Genomic DNA, 15,665 nt, shown 5'->3' on the forward strand with positions numbered 1-15,665 from the left:
TATCGGCCTTCGCCCGCGATGATCGTGCCATCGCTGTCGACGAGCAGCGGGTACCGTCAAGTTAACGAATTGGAGCGGCCGAGGGGTAGACGACCGGCATGCCGACCGCCCGGGACCCTCTTTATCGCCGCCATCGCTTCCCATCGGAAGTGATCAGCTATGCCGTTTGGTTGTATTTCCGGTTTCCCAGCGGCTCATGAAGAAGCTCTTGAAATCCGCCGGCACGCCGCCGCGCGTGATGATCACGGACAAGCGTTCGCACGGCGCTGCGAGGGCGAAGATGGGCTTTTTCGTCGAACATCGCCAGCACAGAGCTCTCAACAATCGGGCTGAGAATTCTCATCAGCCGACGCGGCAACGCGGCGGATCATGAAGCGTTTCAAATCGTCCCGTCAGGCTCAACGGTTTCTGTCACTTCACGTTCCAGGCATCGTAAGTGGATCCGTAATCCCCGGGAAATTGACGAAACCTCAGACTCTCTCCTCAGCAGAGGTGTATCCGCGCCTGCGCTTGGCGCGCTCCAGCCGTCCGAATGCTTCGCCCGCTTCAGCGCTGGCATCGAAAGTCTGCACCATCGTCTGGCCGGTCGTGCCGATCCGGCCCCAGTCGCGGATCAGCGAGACCCCGCCGAACAAGGTCGGTTGGATCGAAAGCAAGTAAAACCGCCGCATGTTGCGGGTGGTGTCGATGCGGCGAAGGTGAAGCGGCCCTAGCTTAAGGTTCGGCATGCATGGATTCTCGCTTCCTGTGGAAGCGAGGTCCAATGCTTTCTATGAATCGATCAGGGCCAAACGATTCATTCTCTCGCTACATCAATTGCACCAGGCGGGTGTCTTCGGACTGTGGCGATGATGTGGAGGCTCCACGGCCCGATTTGAACCCCACCGTCTCGCGGCAAAACCGAGACCGCAGTCTGAACTGATCGAGAAGCTCACTGAATCGCGCCGGAGCTAGGTCCAAGCATTGTCGATCCAGCAGCCTCAGCAAGGTTTGAAAGCTGACTAGGTGACATCGGTGCAGCCGTTGAGCGATCGACGGAGCAATTGCGGACGAACGGGAAATCGAAGTCCGGACACGGGTGAATTATGGAATGACACCCGGGCACTTCTTTGCCGGTGCTGCTGCAGAGAATCAAGCGCGCGATGTGGTCGGACATCGCCGACCTGCGTCTGGCAGCCCGACCAACCTTATGGGGTGTTGAAGAAGCGCGCGGCCTCTTAAAGGCCGCATTCTCTGTGGTAGGGCAGTATCTGAAAGCGCGTATGGCCGCGCAACCTGAGGCGAGAGGAGGATTCCGATGTTCGAGGCTAAAGACTATCGCGTGTGCTGCCATCACTTTGTCACCCCGACCGACCGCGCCGTCTACCCGGCGCAAGAGCCCTTACTAACCTACTCTGAGGCCCTCCGGCAGGTGCAGACCGAGCAGGCCAAGGGCTACATGGTGGCCTGGGTCATCGATCGCACCGGAGCAGGCGCCACCAATGAGATTGGTGGTTCGAACGCATCGGTTCGACGTTGATCGTAAGCGCAGCTCTGGCCCTTGGATTGGCGCTTGACGTCTGTTTTGATTACGGTGTGAGCCGGCACGGCTTCCACTTTTCCGACAACGTTGACGCTGGCCTCAAGCGCCTGCCTGTCGTCGAACCACTTTTTAGAGCTTGATCACATGATCGCAGCCGCGCCGAAGATCGAAGAGGCTGCAATGCCGTTTCCACGCCGAGTCACAAGCAGAAGAAACTCAACCAGGACTCGCGCTGGTCAGCGTCATCAGAAACTGTGCACGCTCGACAGGACGATCGAGCCAGTGCGTCGAGGTCTATTCCTGCATAGGAGGACGCGGCGAGGCGGCGGGAAAGTTGGAAGGTTGGGATCCAGCAAGGTCCCGATTCGCGCGCTGTACCTCGGCGGTCCCAAACACGAGGACGCAGAGAGGTCTGTTTTGGGCGCGGGATTTTGGCTGGGACACGAGCCCGTCAGAGCGTTGCCGCCGCCGCTCTGAAATGGTCGGGAAACCTTCCGATCGTGCGAGACTCTTATCTAACCTCACTTGTGATCCGCTCCCCTCGAGACTTTTGGAAGATATCCCAACTGCCGTTCCAGAGCAGCTAAGGTTCGACGGGCCGAATCCAATCTCGCAGTCGCCTCGACCAGGTCGGCCCATGTTTTATCCGACCGTGCAACCGCCGTGGAGCCGGTCTCAAACAGGTTGTTGTTGAGATGCGGGGCCGCTTCGCCTCGCAGGGCACGCTCCAAATCGAGCAGGGTGCTCGTCAGCGCTCGATGCGCGCACGCGTCCTCTCGTTCCAGGTTTTCCGCCACGTCGAGCGCCGCACGATAGTGTCGTATCGCTGCAACGACTCTGCTCTCGAGGTCGGGCTCATCGCTCATCTGCTTTTCTCTCCACGAATCTTTGAGCAATTTGTGTCGGTCTGAACGAGCAAAAATTGTAAGCGGAGCTTTTCTCCCATTTGATTGACTGGTTTCGCTTCGGCTTTCGCTCTGCGATCCTTGGCTTGTCAGAGAGCCGAGAGGAGACTGAAGGCGATGGAACAATCGGGGGAGGAAGCCGAAGCTGATGGCTTTGTGGGGAAGCTTACGCGCCGGACGCGTTCTGGATGCCGGTTATGGTCTGCGGAGATCAAGGGGCGCGCTGTTTTCGAGAGCATGAAGCCCGACGCCCGGGTATGTGATGTCGCACGGCGTTATGGTGTGAAGGCCCAGCAGTTGACGACGTGGCGCAGATTGGCGCGTGCTGGCCGGCTCGCATTGGTCACGGACGACGCGGCGGATTTCGTGTCGATCGAGCTGAGCGATCCAGTGGCGTCAGGCAAGAGCGAGGGGCCCGTCGAGATTACGATTGGCAAGGTTTCGGTCCGCCTGGATGCGGACGTGTCGGCGGTGCGGATCGCGGAGATCGTGACTGCGATCGAGCGCGGCGCATGATCATTCCGGCGCAGGGACTGCGGATTGTGCTTGCTGTGCGTCCTGTTGACTTCCGGTGCGGGCACGACGCGCTGGCCGGTCTTGTGCAAAACACGCTTGGGCTCGATCCGCATTCGGGCCTGATCGTGGTTTTTCGTTCGAAGCGCGCCGACCGGCTGAAGATTTTGCTATGGGACGGCACGGGCCTCGTTTTGGTCTACAAGCGCCTTGGCCGCGATGGTCGTTTCGAGTGGCCGCAGATCAGCGACGGCGTCATGCATCTGACGCGCGTGCAGTTCGAAGCGCTGTTTGAAGGGCTGAACTGGAAGCGAGTGGGCGAACGGATTGTCGCGACGCCAGCTGCGGCGAACTGACTCAGACCCGACAACCTGTTTCGCGCGGGGCTTTGGGATGATAGCTTGCGGATGTGCCGCCGTCCCCCATTGATCCCGCCCGTCTTGCAGCGCTGCCCGCCGATTTGCGCGCGCTCTTCCGCGCGCAGGAAGCGATGATTGAAGCCGAGCGTCGTCGCGCAGACGATGAATGCTCGGCGCGCCTTCATGTCGAGAGTGAACTGGCTGCGTCCAAAGAGAGCGTCGAACGCCTCGAACTGCTCGTGAAGGAGTACGAGAGAGCTGGCCCCGGTTGTTTGGACAGCGCCCCGCTGGATTTAAGTGGATTCCTGCCGGGTTATGCTGAACGCGGGGCTTTACGATTTTGTCGTTGCGTCGGGAGGGCGTAGCCCGACCAGAGCGACGACAAAATCGTCGGCGACGGTCATGCGGCCATCACCATAGCTTGCGTGCCGAAGTAAGCCTCGTCGGGCGTGCGCCCGTCAAGGCTCGAGTGAGGGCGTCCCTGATTGTAGAAGGCCAGATACTTGGCAATTGACGCTCGCGCCTCGGACACGCTGTCGTAGGCGCGGAGATAAACTTCTTCGTATTTGACCGTGCGCCAGAGCCGCTCGACAAACACGTTGTCGCGCCAGGCGCCCTTGCCGTCCATGCTGATGGCGATCTTCGCGTCCAGCAGCACATCGGTGAACTCGAGGCTGGTGAACTGGCTGCCCTGATCCGTGTTGAAAATCTCGGGCCTGCCGTGCTTCGCCAGCGCCTCCTGGACCGCTTCGACGCAGAAGGCCGCCTCCATTGTGATCGAGACGCGATGGGCCAGGACCCGTCGGCTGAACACATCGACGACCGCCGCGAGATAGACGAAGCCACCCGCATCGGAATGTAGGTGATGTCCATTGCCCACGCATGGTCGGGCCGCTCGATCTTCAATCCGCGCAACAGGTACGGGTAGATCTTGTGACCCGGAGCCGGCTTGCTCGTGTTCGGGCGACGATAGACCGCCTCGATCCGCATGCGCTTCATCAGCGTCGCGATGTGGCGGCGACCGGCGTATACGCCCTCCCGCCGCAGCAACGATCGCAGCATACGCGCTCCCGCGAAGGGATAATCGAGATGCAGCTCATCGAGCCGACGCATCAAGGCAAGGTCCTCGGCCGAAACTGGCCGAGGTTCATAGTAGACCGTGCTGCGAGCCAGCTTCAGGACCTTCGCCTGGCGCACGATAGAAAGATCATGACCGCGGTCGATCATCGCTTTGCGCTCAGCAGGCCCGCCTTGGTGAGCGCGCCGGACAAAAAATCGTTTTCCAACGCCAGCTCGCCGATCTTGGCATGTAACGCCTTCAAATCGACCGGCGTCTCGGCCGATGTCTTGTCATGCCCAAACACGCCGGCGGCGCCTTCCAGGAGCTGGTTTTTCCAGATCGTGATCTGGTTCGGATGAACATCAAACAGTTGCGCCAGCTCCGCCAGTGTCTTGTCGCCTTTGACCGCAGCCAAAGCAACCTTCGCCTTGAATGCCGGAGAATGCGTCCGGCGGCTCTTCTTCGTCATCTTCGCTCCTGATTCGCAGCAAGAATCCTCGCCGCTGTCAGGCAGAAAATCCACTCAAGCTACTGTCCGAATTTGCGGGGCCAGCTCTGCCTTCAGCAGCCGGTAGACCGAGGCCTCGGATACAAAGTACTTTCGTTCGTCGGTGAACCGCACGGCCAGCTCGCGTGGCGACAGCTCAGGCAACTCCAACGCCAGGTCGATGATCTGACCCCGCACATCGTCGGGGATGCGATTCCAGACCCGGTCTGGTCGAGACCGGTGATCGGCCAGCGCTTCAACGCCTCCCTCGCGGTAGCGATCATACCAGCGATAGAATGTGGCGCGCGGGATACCGAGCTTGTCCAGCGTGCGCTTGGCGGGAAGATGCGATTGCTCGACCTGCTGGATGATCTCGGCCTTCTCAGAGGCGGGATACCTCATGCCTCGTCCTCCCCCTCTCTCACCCGACAGGTGAATGCGGAGCATTCACCTATAGAGCCCGTTCATGCTATTTTTGAGCAGACGGTTCTCCAGGGTCAGATCGGCTACGGCCTCCTTCAGGGCAACAGTCTCCCGGCGGAGATCCTTCACCTCGCCGGAGGTCGCAGCTCGTGCCGTGTCGCCCGCCAGGCGGCGCTTGCCGGCCTCGAGGAACTCCTTGGACCAGCCGTAATACATCGAGGCGGCAATGCCCTCGCGGCGACAGAGCTCGGAGATATTTTCCTCGCCGCGCAATCCTTCCAGCACAATGCGGATCTTCTCCTCCGACGAATAATGCCGGCGGGTTTGTCGCAGAATGTCTTTTAGAACTTGTTCTGCGGCACTTTGCCCGGTACGGATTTCTGCTTCATCTTCGCTCCTGGTGGCTACGATGAACCAGAAATCCTCCCTCCGCAAAATCCTTCAATTTGTCTCACAGGTCCTGACGGCGAACACCCTTCGACGATGAGGCGCGCGCCGTGAAGTTGGCCAACGACACCGAATTTGGGCCGATTTCCTACGTCTACACCGAGGACCTGAAGCGTGGTTTGCGCCTTTCCGGGCAAATGCAGAGCGGCATGGTCGCGCTGAACAGAGGACTTGCGTCCGATCGGGCGGCGCCCTTCGGTGGCAGCAAGGCAAGCGGCCTCGGTCGTGAAGGCTCGAACCGAAGGCATCAAGGAATACCTTGAAACCAAAGTACATTGCGGTCTCGCTCTAGCGCGCGATGGGTAGTCGTGTGCCGATCTTTGGACGAGCGGATCGAGCCCGACGACGTCATTGAAATGGATGTAAGCGGGATCGGTGTTGCGCTTGGTGGTGCTCGGCGAGAGCAGGATTGGTAGGTTACAGAATACAATGCTTTTCATAGAACGCGGCGGCCCCCGGGGGGTGATCGCCAAGAAATAAAAAAGATACCAACAAGTGGAGGAGGAGAAATGGGCGCGGTGAAGAAGGTTTTCATCGTAGGTGGCGGGATTGGCGGCTTGACGGTCGCCCATGCGCTTCAGCGGATAGGCGTATCTACCAGAGTCATTGAGATGGGAGATAAGCGTGACCGGATCGGCACCGGTATCACGCTGCTGGGGAATGCCTTGCGGGCACTTGCCGAATTGGGATTGGTGGATGCCTGCCTCGAAGGCGGCCTTGGTTGGGATACCGTGTCGGTACGCGATGGCGCGGGAACGATTCTGAGCGAACAGTCCTCACCAAGAATTTGGGACGCTGATCGTCCAGCCGCACTGGGACTCATGCGGCCACGTCTGGGACAGATTCTGGAAGACTTTGCGACGAAGAGCGGCGCGAAAATCGATTTCAACACAACGATCACCCGTATTGATCAGGACGATCGAGGGGTGACGGTTCAGCTATCGAACGGCGAGACAGATCGCGCCGATCTGCTGATCGCTGCGGATGGAGTCTATTCCAAGATCCGCCAGAGCATCTTCGGCGACGAGTTCAAGCCGCACTACGCCGGCCAAGGGGTATGGCGTTATACGGTTTCTCGCACCGAGGCGATGAATGGCTTCGTCCTGTACCGCCTTCCGACGGGCCGCGTAGTTGGCGCGCTGCCGCTATCGAAGGAATTGTGCTATCTATTCTTCCTGGAAAGCACGGACGAAAAGCTTCGTATTCCGCAAGATCGGGTGTGCGACTATCTCCGTAACCTGCTCGCCCCCTTTACGGCGCCCGAACTGGTCGCGGCTGCCAAGGTGATCGGCGAAGACAAGCACATAAGCTACCGCCCATTTGATGTCTTGATGATGCCAGCCCCCTGGCACCGTGGCCGTGTCGTGCTGCTCGGCGATGCTGCCCATTCGTTGATGCCGCAAATGACATCCGGCGGCGGAATGGCGATCGAGGATGCGCTGGTTCTGGCCCAGGAACTGAATCGCAACGACGATCTGGAGACTGCGCTCAAGACCTATTGCCGACGCCGCGAAGAAAGAGTCGGGCGCGTATACGACATTGCATACGCCATTTGCCGGGAAGAGCGCAAACCGGAGCATGGCCGCGACTATTCGATGGGCCTTCTTCGTGAAGGCTACGCGTTTCTGGCTGCGCCCGTCTGATTAGAAGCAGGCGAAGTCACATGGGAATTTGACGGACGTCGCTACCGCGGTGGATCGGCCACATCCGTGGACTGAAGGTAAACTCTGTAGCATTTTGGCCGACAACAAGCATGTCACGACAGGGGAAATGCATGACAAGACAAGCAGGTTCGTTGCAGGGATGGATTTTGACCTCCGCCCATGGATGACGGTGTTCGGAGTGGTCCTGCTATCGCCAGTCCTGCCACTTGCGCATTCGGGTTTTGTGCGAAATCCTTCATCATGAACGGTGGTTGTATTTCCGGTTTCCCTTAAGCTTGCGCTTGGTCAAGGAAATGCTGGCGGCGCGTGGCATTGGCATGACCTATGAAACCGTGCGCCAGGGGGGACGGAAATTCGGCAAGCTGTTCTCCGATCGGATCCGTCGAGCGCGCTCCCACCCGCGGTGACAAATGGCATCTGGACGAGGTCGTTATCTCGATCGCGGGCGAACAACATTGGCTCTGGCGCGCTGTCGACCAGAATGGCTTCGTTCTCGACGTCTTGATCCAGCGCCGAAGAGAGACTCGCGCGCTGCCCAGCGGCTCATGAAGAAGCTCTTGAAATCCGCCGGCACGCCGCCGCGCGTGATGATCACGGATAAGCTGCGTTCGTACGGCGCTGCGAGGGCGAAGATGGGCTTTCACGTCGAACATCGCCAGCACAAAGCTCTCAACAATCGGGCCGAGAATTCTCATCAGCCGACGCGGCGACGCGAGCGGATCATGAAGCGTTTAAAATCGTCCCCATCAGGCTCAACGGTTTCTGTCAGTTCACGATCAGGTCGCGAACCTTTTCCACATCCCCTATCCCGGAGCCGTCACGGCCGACTTCCGTCGAGCTTCGCGCCAACGAGCCTTTGCGACTTGGCGCGAGATCTCCAGGACAAGCGCTATCGCCGACTCTCGACCTCTGAGACTCGCCTCCTTCAGCTCGGCGATCGATTAGTTGACGATGCCTGCGATGGACCTCGGCTTCATCGGGCTTGGCCACATGGGTGCGCCAATGGCGCGGAACCTGCTAAAGGCTAGCCATCATCTCATCGTCTACAATCGCACGCGCAGCGATATTGAAGCCCTATCACTACTTTGGGTGCGCCGGGAGACCGGCAAGGAATAGATGGTGGAAGTCCATTGCGATGAAGGTGTAGCGAACCACATCGGCCCCGAGCCGTGCGCAGGCGTCCGCGAGGGTGTCGGCGAAGCGTCGGTAGGGGAGCATGCAGGCCAGCCATTGAGCCGCGAAACAGTGTTATCTCGGGAGCCGACGCTGTCCAAAGAGCGGAAGGCAATATGGGCGAGTGCGCAAACGCGAGCACCCGTCCAACCCGGCGTGGTCGTAGACCCTGGCATGTATGGAAGCTCCTTGTACGGGAACCGGGATATCTCCGGGTCGGCCATCTTCCTTCTCGGAGGAGATGGTCCGCAGCGGGAAGGCGAGGAGCTGTAGCCGCTGATGCACGACACGGAGAAGTCTGACTCTGGCATAGTAGCTGAGAAGCCAACGAACAAAGCCGGATTACTGGCGGCGGAGTGGGCGGAGCCAAGGCCGGGGACCAAGGGAAACGCGGAACAGCAGCGCATGCACCGGACACAGGGCCGGGCTCGCAAGACCCAGTCGCTGGACCGCGTACGGACAGCCGCAAGGCTGAGGAAGAAGGACCGGTTCACCGCGCTCTTTCACCACATCAATGTCGATACACTGCGGGCGGCGTTCTTTGCGCTCAGGCGTAAGGCTGCTCCCGGAGTGGATGGCATGACGTGGGAGGACTACGAGGAAGATCTCGAGCCCCGGCTCGCCGATCTGCACAAACGGGTCCAACGAGGAGCGTATCGCCCGCAACCGTCTCGCCGGACGTACATACCAAAGGCAGACGGCAAGCAGCGCCCGTTAGCGATCGCGGCTCTCGAAGACAAAATCGTCCAGGGCGCCAACCGTCATCGTGCTCAACGCCATCTACGAAGGAGACTTCTGTGGCTTTTCCTACGGGTTTCGGCCCGGCAGAGGACCACATGATGCGTTGGACGCGCTCTGCACAGCGATCGAGACGCGGAACGTGAACTGGATCATTGACGCCGACATCCAAAACTTCTTTGGCGCAGTCAGTCAACCTTGGCTGGTTCGCTTCTTGGAACATAGGATCGGCGACAAGCGCATCATCCGCCTCATTCAGAAATGGCTGAAGGCGGGGGTGTTCTCGAAGACAGCGTCGTAGCCGCTGATGACAGGGGAACGGGTCAAGGTTCGGTGATTTCACCGCTTCTCGGCAACATCTACCTGCACTACGCTCTCGACCTGTGGGCCAAACGCCGGCGACAGCGCGAGGTCTCCGGCGGCATGATCATCGTGCGTTACGCGGACGATGTAGTAGTCGGCTTTGAGCGCGAGGATGACGCACGTCGTTTCCTTGACGCGATGCGCGCGAGACTGGAGGAGTTCGAGCTGACGCTCCATCCGGCCAAGACCCGCCTGATTGAGTTTGGTCGCCATGCGGCGGCTCAACGCAAGCAGCGCGGACTCGGAAAGCCGGAAACCTTTGCGTTCATGGGGTTCACGTTTATCTGCGGCAAATCACGCCAAGGGCGCTTCCAGCTTCAACGGAAGACCCGTAGCGACCGCTTGCGAACCAAACTCCGCGAAATCAAGGAGGAGCTAAGGCGCCGAATGCACTGGCCGATCCCTGCACAAGGGAAATGGCTGAGGCAGGTCTTGACCGGCCACTTTGCGTACTTTGCTGTCCCGACGAATGGCCGAGCGCTCAATGCGTTTCGGTTCTATCTGACCGATCTCTGGAGGCGGACGCTTCGGCGGCGCAGTCAGCGGACCTGTCTGACCTGGGATCGCATAACGCAGATCACCGATGACTGGCTCCCCAAGGCTCGCATCCTTCATCCATGGCCGAAGCTGCGCTTCGCCGTCAAACACCCGAGGTAGGAGCCCGGTGCCTTAATTGGGCTCGCCGGGATCTGCGCGGGGGGCGCCCAGTGATGGGTGTCCCTACCGCGAACAGAATGCGTTTGCGCCACTGCTTTTCAAGGATTTGCTTTCGGCAATATGGGCATTGCTGAGGCGGCGGCCGAAGGATGAGATCGACGATGGCATGGCGTGCGGCGGGCATGGTTGGTTGAGGCGGAGGCCCGTTGATTCTTTTTTTTCCGCCCCGCGTATGCGAGGCGACGATGTTGCAGGAAGGCGTAGGCAATCATTGTCATAAGGGCGTGGCGATGAAGACCTTGCCATGATCGCCCTTCGAAGTGATCAAGTCCAAGCTCCTCCTTCATATCGACAAGGCTGTGCACGACCCGCGTCGGATCGCGCCGATCCGGGAACACCCGGGCCAGATTGTCGGCCAAGCCGAGACGCCGCTCGGCCATCGCCAGAAGCATCACGCCCCCGTTCGAGGTTAGGCGCCCACCATCGAAGGCAGCTGTGACTTTCTTGGCGTGAATGGCTGGAAACGAGAAGGGCGGAATCGTATCGTCGGTCATGGCGGGCGTGGCGTTCGCGGTTGGAGGTGATGGGGTTGGCTTCACAACCGAATCCTACGCCGTATGAGCGCTTTACACCACGCTCGCCAGCCTCTCGGGCGCCTCTTACGAATAAGACAGGTTAGTCGGTCCGACCCGTCATGTTTTTGGGGTTTCGGACAAGGTTCTGACGATGACGCTTTCATCCGTTTTGATGGCGGATCGCGAGGCCCGTCCTGATTGGTATGCAGTTGGCATTGCCATGATCGTCGTGGATCGGCTGGTTCACAACTTTCTGGTCCGAACCGGGATTTTGGAGCAACTTGGCATGGTTCATCCGTACGGTCCCCGTTGCTATGCAGACGGCGGCTGCGCCGAGGTCTTGCGGCGCGTCTCGGCACAGATCGACGCGCGCCAGTTTGATCGTAATTTTCCGGCGGATTTTCCGCGCTTTGTTCAGCACGCTCTTTGGCGTTACTGCGCTGCTGACGGTTTGAACGTCTGCAACGGCAACAATATTGATGATCGCAAGTCATGCGATCTTTCGTCGTGTATTGTTTACAGTAATTGTGCCAAAAAAGCGCGGAAATTACAGTAATTATCTTCTATTTAAGCGCAATTTTTCTGCAGCTAAATTATTGCAATCATTGCGCTTTTGGATGATATGCTTTATTATACTTACGACGAGATTGTTTGAACGCTCTTCTCGTCTTCAGCAAAGGAGTCGTCCAATGACAAGACCGCCATTGCCGGGAGCATCCCGCAGGACCAGCGACAACGCCGTTTCAGAAAGGGGCCCAAATCGGGCCCCTTCGGCTTTTCAGGAGGGCAAAATGGCCAAGCCCAATCTCACGAACCAAAAGACACTCTCCGCCTCGGCAATCATCGTTTACGGGATCGACGCGACCGGCAAGCCGAAGGCCGGCCGGTTTCCGGAGCGCCAGGCGGCGGCGGCCAAAAAGGCCGCGCGCTCACTCAAGCTCGCTGTTTGCAACGTCGATCGACCAGCTCTTGTCGAAATCGTTGCGAAAATTCCGGTCGGACGCGTTCACGACCAAGGCAGTCGCTTCTGCCCTACATCAAACGCAGCTTGTACGTGAGCGTCACGACAGGATCACCGGTTCCCGGGCTTGACTTGCGCGGAATGCTCTGGATAGCGCGGTCGGGATGATTGACGCCGCCGGGGCGCGGTGATGGGGTGATCCCGGTTCGGAGCGGGCAACGGGATCAGAATGAACAGCGAGTCGCAGCTGCGCGAGAAGCTTCGGAAGATCGAGGCGTTGTTCGTGGGGGCCGGAACTGCTGGTGAGCGCCATGCGGCGGAAGCCGCGCTGCAGCGGGTGCGGGCCCGGGTCGAGGAACTCGCTCGCCACGATCCACCAATCGAACAGCAATTCTCACTTCCCGACCAGTGGTCTCGGCACCTTTTTCTGGCGCTTTGCCGCCGATATGGGCTGCGGCCGTTTCGTTAGCTTTGAGCGTCTTCAGCAGCCAGCGTTCGACATCATGACCGGACAGCAAGTACGGCAAGACGGCTTCGCTCGATTCCAAGCAGTCCCTGAGGCCGGCAAAGAATATCTTGGCAGCGGCATCCAACGGCGACAGCGCGCTGTTGTGTCGTCTACAAAGGCAGTTCGCGGTGAGATTCTTTGGAGCCAGCGCCTTTGTTTCGCCTGCTTCGAGCCAAGGCAGTCCAGAGGCCGTGAAATTACCGTCCCCGCGAAGTATTTCGATCACAGCCTCGCTGATCAGATGCTCGCCGGAGATTGGCGCTTCGCAATTTCCCAGCTCCTGCATGTAACAGCGTTCAAGTGTCGTACTGGGCGAGCCGGATCGAAGGTCAAGCCCTGAAGCCGGCTTGTGCCATCGAACACCATCAAAACAGCAGGAAGCCGATTGTCGCCCCGATCGACAACGACAAGGTGCCACCTTCATTTCCTCAAGTCTGCGCTTGGCTTCACCCATCGGAGTGACCCCCAGCGGCAGTCTAGCCCGTCTTATTCGTAAAGGACCGGCTCATGCGTCGGCTTTGTCAGCTTTCTGTCAGCTCGTCCAAATAGTAGCTCGTTGTGATGAGAACCAATTACAACAACTGGCCCTCCGACGGGCAAAGTGTGGACCAGCAGCGCGATGCGCTGGCCGGCACTTCTGGCGCAGATGGTGCTGCTTTTACGGCCGCTTTAGCTGCTGGACCAGCGTCTTCCGCTTTTGACAAGAGGACAGGTGTGTCAGTCCGCCTACACAGAGTAAGTAGCAATATTGGCAACGCCCAAAGTGTTTCTTTGTTTACTGATGCCAATGAACGCAATAAGGTGGGAGCGATGACCGTGGCGCCGGGGCGCAACAGTTTGCGAATTCTCAGCATAGAAAATCTCGGCCGGTCGAGGTACAAAGGGGTCGGGACGGCTATGATTGAAGTCGCCGATCATACTAGGCAGTCCGCGGGCCTTTCCAAGCTATCCCTTCTCTCTCAAGATGAAGGAGCTTCAGCATTTTTCTACAAGAAGGGATTCCGGTTTGCGGACGAGGGCAAGAATGCGGAAATGCGGACTGTCATTTCCAATCCACGATACGTCTCAGATGAAATTCTTATGGGCGAGATGGAGCGCTAGCCCGTCTTATTCGTAAGAGTGCGCCTGAGGGCTGGCGAGCGTGGTGTAAAGCGCTGATGCGGCGTAGGATTCGGTTGCGAAGCCACCCCATCACCTTAAACCACGCCCGCCATGACCGATGATACGATTCTGCCATCCTCGTTTCCAGCCGTTCACGCCAAGAAAGTCACAGCTGCCTTCCATGGTGTCATTCGGCTTGCAATATTGACCCCCTAAGCCGGGGGATCGGCGTCCAAAATTGCCCCCCTACAGGTTGGTCTGTTGCGCTGCCTGCTTCGTAACAAAGCAGGTGGTGGAGGATGCTGGTCGTGGAGACGATTGCGCGGATTCGGCGCGAGCACTTCATCAAGGGCAAGACGATCAAGGAGATCGCCCGTGACCTGAAGGTGTCACGGAACACGGTTCGGAAGGTGCTGAGGTCGGGAGAGACCTCCTTCGAGTATGAGCGGCAAGTGCAGCCGCGGCCAAAGCTCGGACGATGGGCAGTCGAACTTGACGGGCTGCTTGCGGCGAACGCGGCTAAATCGGCTCGTGAGCAGCTGACATTGATCCGGATCTTCGAAGAGCTGCGCGGTCGCGGCTATGACGGCGGCTACGATGCGGTGCGACGTTACGCCAGGCGGTGGAGCAAGGAACGCGGGCAATCGACCGCGGCGGCCTATGTCCCGCTGAGTTTTGCGCCAGGCGAAGCCTACCAGTTCGACTGGAGCCATGAGGTGGTGCTGTTGAGCGGAACCACCGTGGTCGTGAAGGTTGCTCACGTCCGGCTCTGCCACAGCCGTATGCTATTTGCCCGGGCGTATCCGCGAGAGACGCAGGAGATGGTGTTCGACGCCCACGACCGAGCGTTCGCGCTGTTCAAGGGCACCTGCACCCGCGGCATCTACGACAACATGAAGACCGCCGTGGAGACGATCTTCGTCGGTAAAGGGCGTCTTTACAATCGCCGGTTTTTGCAGATGTGCAGCCACTATCTGGTCGATCCAGTCGCCTGCACGCCGGCGTCTGGCTGGGAGAAGGGGCAGGTTGAGAACCAGGTCGGGCTGGTCAGGGAACGCTTCTTCACGCCGCGTCTGCGGTTCAAAAACCTCGACGAGTTAAACGCCTGGCTGCTCGACAAATGCATCACCTACGCCAAGGCTCATCGCCATCCGGAACTGGTCGATCAGACGATCTGGGACGTGTTCGAAGTCGAACGCCCTAGGCTCGTTCCCTATGCAGGGCGATTTGACGGCTTCCATGCGGTGACGGCGTCGGTCTCGAAGACCTGCCTGGTGCGCTTCGACAACAACAAGTACTCGGTCGCAGCCAGTGCAGTCGGACGACCGGTCGAGGTTCAAGCCTATGCCGATCGCATCGTGATCCGCCAGGATGGACGTATCGTTGCCGAGCATCAGCGATCCTTTGGCCGCGGCGATACCGTCTACGACCCTTGGCATTATGTGCCGGTGCTCGCCCGCAACCCCGGCGCCTTACGCAACGGCGCTCCCTTCAAGGACTGGGTGCTGCCGGCCGCGATCGAGCGGATCCGGCGCAAGCTTGCCAGCATCGACGATGGCAATCGGCAGATGGTCGACATCCTCAACGCGGTGCTGACTGACGGTCTGCCTGCGGTGGAAGCGGCCTGTGCCGAAGCGCTCAGTCACAGCGTTCATTCCGCCGATGTGGTGCTCAACATCCTGGCCCGTCAACGTGAGCCAGCCCCGCCGGCCAACATCATGACGCCAGCCGCCCTGACGCTCCGTCATGCACCAATCGCCGATTGTGCCCGCTACGACAACCTTCGGAGGACCAACTGATGGAACGAACTCAAATCTTCGACCTCATGGGCGAGCTCAAGCTCTATGGCATGAAGGCTGCCTTCGACGAGATCATGGCAACTGCCGTCAAACGTCAGCATGAACCCCAGCGCATCGTTGGCGATCTACTCTCCGCCGAGATCAACGAGAAGCAAGCCAGATCTATCAAATACCAGCTCACCATTGCCAAGCTGCCGCTTGCCAAGGACATTGCCGACTTCCAGTTCGACGGCACGCCGATCAATCAGACGCTCGTCAATGATCTTGCTGGCGGCGGCTTCGTCGCCCATCGTCGAGACCGGCAACGATAGCTGGCGGTTCAAAAGCCGAGACGACGATCACGCCACCCGCGCTCGTCTCGCCTCCGCTATCCCGGCCAGCTCCGACGAGACGAGCGCTACCAGCAAACC

At 59.3% G+C, this 15,665-nt stretch carries 14 protein-coding genes and 8 pseudogenes; 16 read left to right on the forward strand and 6 right to left on the reverse strand.

Features of this window, described 5'->3' with window-relative positions; translation table 11 throughout:
- Positions 1-98 precede the first annotated feature (98 nt).
- Positions 99-420, forward strand: a pseudogene (locus LPJ38_RS07625) (DDE-type integrase/transposase/recombinase); the annotation flags it as partial.
- 50 nt (positions 421-470) lie between these two features.
- Here LPJ38_RS07625 and LPJ38_RS07630 read toward each other — a convergent pair.
- Complete coding sequence (locus tag LPJ38_RS07630) at positions 471-728, reverse strand: WGR domain-containing protein (protein WP_011084508.1); 258 nt, start codon at positions 726-728, stop codon at positions 471-473.
- Between the two features lie 569 nt (positions 729-1,297).
- On the opposite strand from LPJ38_RS07630, the gene LPJ38_RS07635 reads away from it, so the two are divergent.
- Positions 1,298-1,519 (forward strand): hypothetical protein, encoded by a 222-nt coding sequence (locus LPJ38_RS07635; RefSeq protein WP_014497999.1) that lies wholly within the window; start codon positions 1,298-1,300, stop codon positions 1,517-1,519.
- A gap of 524 nt (positions 1,520-2,043) precedes the next feature.
- Here the strand turns inward: LPJ38_RS07635 and LPJ38_RS07640 are convergent.
- Positions 2,044-2,388, reverse strand: coding sequence for a hypothetical protein (locus tag LPJ38_RS07640; RefSeq protein ID WP_011084509.1), 345 nt, complete (start codon positions 2,386-2,388; stop codon positions 2,044-2,046).
- Between the two features lie 276 nt (positions 2,389-2,664).
- On the opposite strand from LPJ38_RS07640, the gene LPJ38_RS07645 reads away from it, so the two are divergent.
- Complete coding sequence (locus LPJ38_RS07645) at positions 2,665-2,943, forward strand: transposase (RefSeq protein WP_014498630.1); 279 nt, start codon at positions 2,665-2,667, stop codon at positions 2,941-2,943.
- Positions 2,940-3,296, forward strand: coding sequence for an IS66 family insertion sequence element accessory protein TnpB (gene tnpB, locus LPJ38_RS07650; protein ID WP_011090953.1), 357 nt, complete (start codon positions 2,940-2,942; stop codon positions 3,294-3,296). Before LPJ38_RS07645 ends, tnpB begins: the two co-directional genes overlap by 4 nt.
- A 403-nt stretch (positions 3,297-3,699) precedes the next feature.
- Here tnpB and LPJ38_RS07655 read toward each other — a convergent pair.
- Positions 3,700-4,828, reverse strand: a pseudogene (locus LPJ38_RS07655) (IS3-like element ISRj2 family transposase).
- Positions 4,829-4,912: 84 nt separating this feature from the next.
- A pseudogene (locus LPJ38_RS07660) lies at positions 4,913-5,658 on the reverse strand (helix-turn-helix domain-containing protein); the annotation flags it as partial.
- 108 nt (positions 5,659-5,766) lie between these two features.
- On the opposite strand from LPJ38_RS07660, the gene LPJ38_RS07665 reads away from it, so the two are divergent.
- The 6 genes and pseudogenes from LPJ38_RS07665 to LPJ38_RS38110 all read left to right on the forward strand — a co-directional run bounded on the left by LPJ38_RS07665 (position 5,767) and on the right by LPJ38_RS38110 (position 10,311).
- On the forward strand, positions 5,767-5,979 hold the full coding sequence (locus LPJ38_RS07665) for an aldehyde dehydrogenase family protein (protein ID WP_014498644.1): 213 nt from the start codon (positions 5,767-5,769) through the stop codon (positions 5,977-5,979).
- 246 nt (positions 5,980-6,225) lie between these two features.
- Positions 6,226-7,359 carry an FAD-dependent oxidoreductase gene (locus LPJ38_RS07670; RefSeq protein ID WP_011090930.1) on the forward strand — a complete coding sequence of 378 codons (1,134 nt, stop codon included), beginning with the start codon at positions 6,226-6,228 and terminating at the stop codon, positions 7,357-7,359.
- Between the two features lie 227 nt (positions 7,360-7,586).
- Positions 7,587-8,325: pseudogene (locus LPJ38_RS07675) on the forward strand (IS6 family transposase).
- Positions 8,326-8,340: 15 nt separating this feature from the next.
- Positions 8,341-8,496 carry an NAD(P)-binding domain-containing protein gene (locus LPJ38_RS38100; protein ID WP_018269530.1) on the forward strand — a complete coding sequence of 52 codons (156 nt, stop codon included), beginning with the start codon at positions 8,341-8,343 and terminating at the stop codon, positions 8,494-8,496.
- Positions 8,497-9,319: 823 nt separating this feature from the next.
- The gene (locus LPJ38_RS38105; RefSeq protein ID WP_014498649.1) at positions 9,320-9,592 is read left to right on the forward strand and encodes an RNA-dependent RNA polymerase family protein; all 273 of its coding nucleotides are present in this window, start codon (positions 9,320-9,322) and stop codon (positions 9,590-9,592) included.
- Positions 9,553-10,311: a reverse transcriptase domain-containing protein gene (locus tag LPJ38_RS38110; RefSeq protein WP_011090923.1), complete on the forward strand. Its 759-nt coding sequence runs from the start codon at positions 9,553-9,555 to the stop codon at positions 10,309-10,311. Before LPJ38_RS38105 ends, LPJ38_RS38110 begins: the two co-directional genes overlap by 40 nt.
- 98 nt (positions 10,312-10,409) lie before the next feature.
- Here LPJ38_RS38110 and LPJ38_RS07690 read toward each other — a convergent pair.
- Together LPJ38_RS07690 and LPJ38_RS07695 are read right to left on the reverse strand one after the other, a co-directional pair.
- Positions 10,410-10,658 (reverse strand): annotated as a pseudogene (locus LPJ38_RS07690) (IS701 family transposase); the annotation flags it as partial.
- A pseudogene (locus LPJ38_RS07695) lies at positions 10,656-10,865 on the reverse strand (transposase); the annotation flags it as partial. The pseudogenes LPJ38_RS07695 and LPJ38_RS07690, both read right to left, overlap by 3 nt.
- 172 nt (positions 10,866-11,037) lie before the next feature.
- On the opposite strand from LPJ38_RS07695, the gene LPJ38_RS07700 reads away from it, so the two are divergent.
- The 6 genes and pseudogenes from LPJ38_RS07700 to LPJ38_RS07725 form a co-directional block, all read left to right on the forward strand.
- Positions 11,038-11,442, forward strand: coding sequence for a hypothetical protein (locus LPJ38_RS07700; protein ID WP_011090921.1), 405 nt, complete (start codon positions 11,038-11,040; stop codon positions 11,440-11,442).
- Between the two features lie 235 nt (positions 11,443-11,677).
- Entirely contained in the window at positions 11,678-11,944 is a 267-nt protein-coding gene (locus LPJ38_RS07705; RefSeq protein ID WP_014498652.1) for a hypothetical protein, read from the forward strand.
- Positions 11,945-12,076: 132 nt separating this feature from the next.
- A complete protein-coding gene (locus LPJ38_RS07710; RefSeq protein WP_018269532.1) occupies positions 12,077-12,316 on the forward strand; it encodes a hypothetical protein in 240 nt (79 codons plus the stop codon).
- Between the two features lie 600 nt (positions 12,317-12,916).
- The gene (locus LPJ38_RS07715) at positions 12,917-13,456 is read left to right on the forward strand and encodes a GNAT family N-acetyltransferase (RefSeq protein ID WP_014498653.1); all 540 of its coding nucleotides are present in this window, start codon (positions 12,917-12,919) and stop codon (positions 13,454-13,456) included.
- Positions 13,457-13,755: 299 nt separating this feature from the next.
- Positions 13,756-15,358, forward strand: a pseudogene (istA, locus tag LPJ38_RS07720) (IS21 family transposase).
- A pseudogene (locus LPJ38_RS07725) lies at positions 15,255-15,554 on the forward strand (ATP-binding protein); the annotation flags it as partial. The pseudogenes istA and LPJ38_RS07725, both read left to right, overlap by 104 nt.
- Positions 15,555-15,665 lie beyond the last annotated feature (111 nt).

This window comes from Bradyrhizobium daqingense (assembly GCF_021044685.1).
Lineage (GTDB): Bacteria > Pseudomonadota > Alphaproteobacteria > Rhizobiales > Xanthobacteraceae > Bradyrhizobium > Bradyrhizobium daqingense.

What these genes read in the sequence shown, in the direction of transcription:
- LPJ38_RS38100 (WP_018269530.1), top strand. Translation starts at nt 8,341, where the DNA reads ATGGACCTCGGCTTCATCGGGCTTGGCCACATGGGTGCGCCAATGGCG.
- LPJ38_RS07715 (WP_014498653.1), top strand. Translation starts at nt 12,917, where the DNA reads ATGAGAACCAATTACAACAACTGGCCCTCCGACGGGCAAAGTGTGGAC.
- LPJ38_RS07700 (WP_011090921.1), top strand. Translation starts at nt 11,038, where the DNA reads ATGACGCTTTCATCCGTTTTGATGGCGGATCGCGAGGCCCGTCCTGAT.
- LPJ38_RS07705 (WP_014498652.1), top strand. Translation starts at nt 11,678, where the DNA reads ATGGCCAAGCCCAATCTCACGAACCAAAAGACACTCTCCGCCTCGGCA.
- LPJ38_RS07630 (WP_011084508.1), bottom strand. Translation starts at nt 728, where the DNA reads ATGCCGAACCTTAAGCTAGGGCCGCTTCACCTTCGCCGCATCGACACC.
- LPJ38_RS07710 (WP_018269532.1), top strand. Translation starts at nt 12,077, where the DNA reads ATGAACAGCGAGTCGCAGCTGCGCGAGAAGCTTCGGAAGATCGAGGCG.
- LPJ38_RS07635 (WP_014497999.1), top strand. Translation starts at nt 1,298, where the DNA reads ATGTTCGAGGCTAAAGACTATCGCGTGTGCTGCCATCACTTTGTCACC.
- LPJ38_RS07640 (WP_011084509.1), bottom strand. Translation starts at nt 2,388, where the DNA reads ATGAGCGATGAGCCCGACCTCGAGAGCAGAGTCGTTGCAGCGATACGA.
- LPJ38_RS07645 (WP_014498630.1), top strand. Translation starts at nt 2,665, where the DNA reads ATGAAGCCCGACGCCCGGGTATGTGATGTCGCACGGCGTTATGGTGTG.
- LPJ38_RS07670 (WP_011090930.1), top strand. Translation starts at nt 6,226, where the DNA reads ATGGGCGCGGTGAAGAAGGTTTTCATCGTAGGTGGCGGGATTGGCGGC.
- tnpB (WP_011090953.1), top strand. Translation starts at nt 2,940, where the DNA reads ATGATCATTCCGGCGCAGGGACTGCGGATTGTGCTTGCTGTGCGTCCT.
- LPJ38_RS38110 (WP_011090923.1), top strand. Translation starts at nt 9,553, where the DNA reads ATGGCTGAAGGCGGGGGTGTTCTCGAAGACAGCGTCGTAGCCGCTGAT.